Source organism: Streptomyces sp. NRRL WC-3549 (assembly GCF_000721935.1).
Taxonomy (GTDB): domain Bacteria; phylum Actinomycetota; class Actinomycetes; order Streptomycetales; family Streptomycetaceae; genus Streptomyces.
In genome coordinates this window covers 66795-71630 of record NZ_KL585386.1, presented here as the reverse complement: position 1 = coordinate 71630, position 4836 = coordinate 66795, and the positions used below count along the sequence as shown (strand labels likewise).

Here is a 4836-nt window from a genome sequence, read left to right as displayed (position 1 = left end):
ACGCCGGCGGCTGGCCCACCGCCTGTTCCTCCCCGGCCCCGGGGTCGGCGATGCGCGCGCGCAGTTGCTCCAGCCAGCCGGTCGCGGCCACCTCCACCCGCCGGCCGTCGACGTCGGTGGTACCGGTCAGGACGGCGCCCAGGGCGTCGATGGGGGTCAGCTTGCGGTCCCGGGTCCGCCGGGCGCGTCGGACCTCCTCCGGGTCGACGAGGACCCACTGCTCGCGTAGCCGGACGAGGGGTCTGCCCGCCTCCGCGAGCCGGTCGAGCTCCTCGCGGCCGAGCTCGTGACCGCCGAGTGCGAACCGCCAGTCGAAGGCGAGCAGCGCGTCGGCGGAAAGGAGGGAGGGCGCCGGGGAGCCGTCACCACGGGGGCCGGTGCCCTTCCCGGTCCGGTCGCGCTCGTCGGGAGGGCCGATCACCGCCCGCGCGGTGAACGTCCTGGACAGTTCCCTGGGCCAGTGCACCCGTACGCCCGTCGCGGCGAGCGCCCGTGCGGCAGGGCCGAGCAGTTCCGCGATCTCCTCGTCCGCCGGTTCCACGGCGTCCGGAACGGCGGCCGACAGCAGGGGCGTCAGCGGCGGCCAGGCCCTGGCTGCCCGGCGCAGTGCGAGCAGGGCGTCCATCCTGGCCTGTGGGCCGAACAGCCCGGCTGCGGGGGAGCGGTCGTCCCAGACCTCCGCCGCGTCGGCGACCAGCGTGGGGTCCTGGGCGCTGTGGATCTGCAGTACGGCGCGGAAGGCAGGGTCGCCGCCGGTGACGTCCTCCTCCGCCGGTGTGAGGCCCGAGACCTCGACGCGCAGCGACAGCCGTACGCCCCCGTCGTGGCCCGCCGCGACATCGGTGGCCCACGGCCGCAGCGCGGGCAGGTGCTGGGGGGCCGCAACGGCGTAGGCAGGTCCGCCGGTGACCCGGGCGGCGCCGGGAGAGCGCGGCAGCCCGTCGGCGACCGCGTCCACGAACTCCCGCAGCACCGTCTCCGGCGCGGGCAGCATCAGGGGATCCGCCGTGGCGTCCAGCGGCACGGCGTGGGCCGTCGGCGGCATGGAGGCCGCCAGGACGCGGATCCGCTCCAGGTCGGCCGCCGCCAGCGGGCCGATGCGCCATGTGTCGTGGGCGGCGGCGCTCAGGCCGGGGAGCAGCAGTCCGCGCGCGGCGAACTGCAGGGCCAGGAGCGCCGCGGCGCCCCAGAAGGCGGTCGCGGCGGAGGCGTCCGGAAGGGTCCGCGCCCGCGTCAGCACCGGCAGCGCGTCGGCCGGGGAGACCACCAGTGCCGTGACCGCCCGGGAGCGGAGGCCGTCGTCGGTGACCATGAGTTCGCGCAGGCTCCCGGGCCCCGGGGGCGGTGGGCCGCCGTCCGTGTCCCAGAAGGCGACCAGGCCCGTCCGCGCCGGATCCGCGGGCAGGAAGACCGCGGAGCAGCGGGACAGTTCGTCGATCTCGTCGAGCGTTGCCGCAGGAAACCCGTGCACACCGATACCCGCATTCCTCAAGTTTGACTAGTGGGGGTCGAGGGCGCCGAGGGTACCTCATGCGTCGCCCGTGGGCACACGGAGGCGGGAAAAACAGTCGCTCAGGGCCGCCCGGATTCCGCCGGCGCCACCGGGACAAGGGGGCTGGCCCCCCTACGCCAGGGGCGGACTCCCCCGCCGGACCCGGGTGAAAGCGCCATGGTCCGGGCCCACTCGCCGCCCGTAGGTTCGAGAGGTCGGCGCCCTTGCCCAGAAAACCGGAGATGCCATGTCCCAGGCAGCAACCACCGTCGCGCAGCCCCCACATGACCGAATCGGCTCCCCGGGACGCCCCGCGGCCCCCGGGAGCGACTTCGCGCCGCTCCTGCGGGCCGTCAAGGGGCAGGAGCTCCTGGAGCGCCGCACCGGCTGGTACGCCCTCTGCATCGCCGCCGACCTGGCCGCCCTGGCAGGGGTCGTCACCGCGATGGTGTTCGTCGGGGACACCTGGTGGAACCTGCTGCTCGCCCTCCCGCTCGCCGTGCTGTGGACCCGGACCGCCTTCGTCGGCCACGACGCGGGGCACTCCCAGATAACCGGCGACCGCACGGCGGCCCGGGCCATCGGTCTCGTGCACGCCAACGTCCTCCTGGGCATGAACGAGGCGTGGTGGAACGACAAGCACGTACGCCATCACGCCAACCCCAACCACATCGACAAGGACCCGGACGTAGGCGTCGGAGCCCTGGTGTGGACCCAGAAGCAGGCGGCCCAGCGCGAGGGCTTCGCCCGCCGGCTCACACGTAACCAGGCGAAGCTCTTCTTCCCGATGCTGCTCCTCGAAGGCATCGCCCTGAAGATCTACGGTTTCCAGTTCCTGCGCCGTCAGCCCGCCCGGGAGCGCCTGCTCTGCGGCTCGCTGCTGATCGCCCACCTCGGGCTGTACGCGACCCTGCTGCTCACGGTCATGTCGCCCGGCAAGGCGGCCGTCTTCGCCCTGGTGCACCACGCGCTGTTCGGTCTCCACCTGGGCATGGCGTTCGCGCCGAACCACAAGGGGATGGAGATGCCCGACCCGGACGGCGACCGCTGGGGCCACCTGCAGCGCCAGGTCCTCACCTCGCGCAACGTACGCGGTGCCGTGCTCACCGACTGGTTCCTGGGCGGCCTCAACTACCAGATCGAGCACCACCTCTTCCCGAGCATGCCCCGCCCCCACCTGCGACTGGCCCAGCCCCTGGTGAAGGCCCACTGCGCGGAGATCGGGATGCCGTACACGGAGACCGGCCTGATCGAGTCGTACCGGCAGGCGCTGCGGCACATGCACGACGTCGGCGAACCGCTGCGGTAGAAGCCGGCCACGGGCCCTGGAACCGGTGAGCGGGCCCAGGCGTTGTCATCTATCAGGAGCGGCCCGGCCGCGGAGGAGGCACGGATCATGTCGAACGGTGCAAAGGTCGCCATCGGGGGAGTCGTCGCGGCAGTCGTCCTGATTCCCCTCATCGGGTTCTGGTGGTCGCTGCTGGTCCTCGTCGGTGTGCCGGCGGTGGGGTACCTGATGCTCGACCCGGCCCAGCGGCGCAGGCTTCGCAGGATCAGCCGCAAGGAGATAGGGCGCTGAGCGGCGCGGCCGCCGGGGCCGCGCGGCGGCCCCGGGGCGCGGGACCGGACGGGGCGGACGGCCGGTTCGTCGAGTGACCAGCCCGGGCCGTCGGCCCGCAGGGTCCTGGCGCCATCGGGCGCGAAGGCGGAGCGTACCCGGCCCGGCGGGGGCGGGGTGGCGTCGTACGCGCGCCTCGGTGAGCGCCCTGCGGATGCCCGGGCGCGGCCCGGAGCCGGTGCCTTCCGTGCCCGGTGACCGCGCAGCCTGCGACGCACCGGCCGAGGGCTCATGGCCGTGGGACGGCCCGTCCGGGTCGTGGGGAGGTACACCGTCCGCACCGGAGCCCCGGGGCCCCTCGGCCGATGTCACCGTCCTCGATCTGCCCACGCCAGGCGGCCCACGGCGGGGAGACCTCGTCGCCGCCCAGGCGGCGCAGGCCGCGACCCCCGTCGCGCCGTGGTGCCGGACGGCCCGGCACCACTAGGGTTGGACGCTCCGGTCGACGAGGGGGACGAGCATGGTGGCGCGGTACGACAGGCTCAAGCAGATCCTGCGGCTCGACCCGGAGCGGGACTTCCTGGAGATCTACCGGCTCACCGTCACGTACGAGTTCCCCTGGGACGTCACCCGGGCTCTCGAATTCGCCCTGTACCGCACCTACGCCGTCCCCAGCATCGGCCGACTGCTCGCACGGACGGCGGAACTGACGGAACGTTCACAGAAGCGGTACGACGACACCGCGCTTCTCCTCGACACCGTCCTCGAGTACGGATTCGACAGCGAGAACGGCCGCACGGCGATCCGGCGGATCAACCGGATGCACCGCAGCTACGACATCAGCAACGACGACATGCGCTACGTGCTGTGCACCTTCGTGGTCACCCCCAAGCGCTGGATCGACGCATACGGCTGGCGCAAGCTGTCCAACCACGAACTCCGCGCCTTCGCCGCGTACTACCGCGCCCTCGGCGCGCACATGGGCATCAGCGACGTGCCGCAGACCTACGAAGAATTCGAACGCACCCTCGACTCCTACGAGGCAGAGAACTTCGGCTGGGACGAAGGGGGCCGCCGGGTCTCCGACGCCACCATCGCTCTCTTGGGCTCCTGGTACCCCGCCGCCCTCGCCCCGGTCGTCCGCACGGCCGCCCTCGCCCTGCTCGACGACTCACTGCTTCGCGCCTTCCGCTACGACCGGCCCGGCTCGGTCGCCCGCGGGCTGACGCGCGGTGCCCTGCGCCTGCGAGCCCGCGCCGTCAGGCTGCTGCCGCCGCGCACCACCGCCCACTACGCCCGCCAGAACCCGGAGATCAAGGGCTACCCCGACGGGTACGAGATCGCCGCGCTCGGTACGTTCCCGACCCCCGGTGTCCGTGGCTGCCCCGTTCCGCACGGCCGGTCTTCCGGTGCTCCCGCGGAGTGACCCCGGGACCGCGGGCCCGCCCGCGCGCGGACCGTGCCGGACACCCTGATGGCACGTCAGGACCCGTGTGCGGCGAGCACCAGGCACCGATCGTCCTCGTCGGTGTACGACCGCACCCGCCACCCGCCCGCGCCGGCGCCGGTGCGAGGTTGTGCTCGGCCCGCAGGTCCCCGGCCGTGAGGCCGCGACCGTGCCGTGCCGCCAGGGCGGCCCGGCCGACCGGATGGAACAGGGCCGGCACGCCTTTGGGGCGTACCACGCGGGCCAGTTAGCGCAGACCCTCCTCGGGTGAGCGAGATGCGAGATCAGCCCGGCCGCGAACACCGCGTCGAGCGCCGCGTCGCGGAGCGGCAGGCGCGC

General features: G+C 73.6%; 4 protein-coding genes and 1 pseudogene. 3 read left to right on the top strand and 2 right to left on the bottom strand.

The window, feature by feature from the left end:
• Nucleotides 1–1471: SNF2 helicase-associated domain-containing protein (locus IH13_RS36710; protein WP_031081229.1), on the bottom strand; the 1471-nt coding region annotated here is incomplete at its 3' end.
• Between the two features lie 268 nt (nt 1472–1739).
• Here IH13_RS36710 and IH13_RS0104655 point away from each other — a divergent pair.
• From IH13_RS0104655 to IH13_RS0104645, 3 genes are all read left to right on the top strand, one after another.
• Nucleotides 1740–2801: a fatty acid desaturase family protein gene (locus IH13_RS0104655; protein WP_031081227.1), complete on the top strand. Its 1062-nt coding sequence runs from the start codon at nt 1740–1742 to the stop codon at nt 2799–2801.
• An 87-nt stretch (nt 2802–2888) separates the two neighbouring features.
• Nucleotides 2889–3071, top strand: a complete 183-nt coding sequence (locus IH13_RS0104650) for a hypothetical protein (protein ID WP_031081225.1) — start codon at nt 2889–2891, stop codon at nt 3069–3071.
• 499 nt (nt 3072–3570) lie between these two features.
• Nucleotides 3571–4476 (top strand): oxygenase MpaB family protein, encoded by a 906-nt coding sequence (locus IH13_RS0104645; RefSeq protein WP_031081223.1) that lies wholly within the window; start codon nt 3571–3573, stop codon nt 4474–4476.
• A 56-nt stretch (nt 4477–4532) separates the two neighbouring features.
• On the opposite strand, the pseudogene IH13_RS44335 reads toward IH13_RS0104645, so the two are convergent.
• A pseudogene (locus tag IH13_RS44335) lies at nt 4533–4836 on the bottom strand (SAM-dependent methyltransferase); the annotation flags it as partial.